Source organism: Micromonospora rosaria (assembly GCF_001567585.1).
GTDB classification, from domain to species: domain Bacteria; phylum Actinomycetota; class Actinomycetes; order Mycobacteriales; family Micromonosporaceae; genus Micromonospora; species Micromonospora rosaria.
The window spans coordinates 1-1,758 of sequence record NZ_LRQV01000285.1; the positions used below are offsets into that span (position 1 = coordinate 1).

The following is a 1,758-nucleotide window of genomic DNA, read 5'->3' on the forward strand; positions in this document are numbered from 1 at the left end:
CCGGGGCGCCCGCCGGATCCAGAACCTCGCCAGTGGACTGGTGCTGGGCGTGCAGCCCGGGCCCCCCGGTGAGGGCGTTCTCGTCGTCGCGCACGGCGACCCCGGCACCGCCGACCACCTCTGGACGGCGATCGTGGACACCACCGGCTACCTGCGGCTGCGCAACGCCCGCACCGGCTGGGTTCTCGGGGTGGCGACCGCCGGCAGCGCCAACGGCGCCCGGGTCGGGCAGTGGCCCGACACCGGCGCCGCCGAGCAGCGGTGGCGGCTGCGCCACGACCCGGACGGGTACTTCCGGATCCAGTGCGTCGGCGGCGGGCGGGTGCTCGCCGTGCCCGCCGGCTCGACCGGTCCGGGCGCGCCGGTGGTGATCTGGGACGACGACGGCGCGGACCACCAGCGCTGGCGGTTCGTCTGACGGCGCCCACCCCGAGCGCCGTCCGATCCGGACGACCGCCCGCCGCCGGTCCGTCCGTTACGAGAACGTGACCGCTGGATTGCAGGGCTCGTGTTGACCATCAACGATGTGAGCGCTAACACTAAGGCCGCGAGCACAGTTCGGTCTGGCTGACCGCACTCGTCCGGGGAAGGGGAAGCCTGTGGGCAGGAAGTTCTTGGCAGCGCTCGGCGGTGCCGTCCTGGCACTCAGCCTGGCGGCCTGTAGTGGTGAGGGTGCCGGAGGCGGCGGTGACACCGGCGGAAAGGACGCGACGGATCTGACCATCGGCGTCTCGATGCCGACCCAGACCTCCGAGCGGTGGATCGCCGACGGCAACTCGGTGAAGGAGAAGCTGGCCGCGAAGGGGTACCAGGTCAACCTGCAGTACGCGGGCGACGACATCCCGACGCAGTCGCAGCAGATCGACCAGATGATCACCCAGGGCGCGGACGTGCTGATCGTCGCGGCGATCGACGGGACGGCGCTGAGCGGGCAGCTCCAGGCGGCGGCCGAGGCGAAGATCCCGGTCATCTCCTACGACCGGCTCATCCTGGACAGCCCGAACGTCGACTTCTACGTCAGCTTCGACAACTACAAGGTCGGGGTCGCCCAGGCCACCGCGCTGCTGGTCGGGCTCGGCCTGAAGACCAAGGACGACGCGAAGGGCCCCGCGACCGGGCCGTTCCACATCGAGATCTTCGCCGGCTCGCTCGACGACAACAACGCGCAGTACTTCTTCAACGGCGCGATGGACACGCTCAAGCCGTTCATCGACGACAAGTCGCTGGTGGTGAAGTCCGGCCAGACCAGGATCGAGCAGGCCGCGACCCTGCGGTGGCAGCAGGAGACCGCGCAGAAGCGGATGGAGGACCTGCTGACCTCCAGCTACAACGACGGTACGCAGGTCGACGGCGTGCTGTCCCCGTACGACGGGATCTCCCGGGGCATCATCACCGCGTTGCAGAACGCCGGGTACGGCACGGCGGGCAAGAAGATCCCGGTGGTGACCGGCCAGGACGCGGAGATCGCCTCGGTCAAGCTCATCAACGACGGGGTGCAGGGCTCCACCGTCTTCAAGGACACCCGGTTGCTGGCCGAGCAGGCCGTGATCGCGGCGGAGGCGTTCCTCCAGGAGAAGCAGCCGCAGGCGAACGACACCACCACCTACGACAACAAGGTGAAGGTCGTGCCGTCGTACCTGCTGCCGGTGGAGACCGTCTACAAGGAGGACATCCAGGCGAAGCTGGTCGACTCCGGCTACTGGACGGCCGAGGAGGTCGCCGCGGGTCGGGCCAAGGGCTGACCGCCGTCCGGGCCCG

Annotated in this window: 2 protein-coding genes; both read left to right on the forward strand. The window is 69.7% G+C overall.

The genetic code is table 11. From position 1 onward, the window contains the following. The coding region (locus tag AWW66_RS32030; RefSeq protein ID WP_169807212.1) for an RICIN domain-containing protein at positions 1-418 on the forward strand (418 nt) is incomplete at its 5' end. Between the two features lie 316 nt (positions 419-734). Next, a complete protein-coding gene (chvE, locus tag AWW66_RS32035) occupies positions 735-1,742 on the forward strand; it encodes a multiple monosaccharide ABC transporter substrate-binding protein (protein WP_425413320.1) in 1,008 nt (335 codons plus the stop codon). Positions 1,743-1,758: the final 16 nt, after the last annotated feature.

What these genes read in the sequence shown, in the direction of transcription:
- chvE (WP_425413320.1), top strand. Translation starts at nt 735, where the DNA reads ATGCCGACCCAGACCTCCGAGCGGTGGATCGCCGACGGCAACTCGGTG.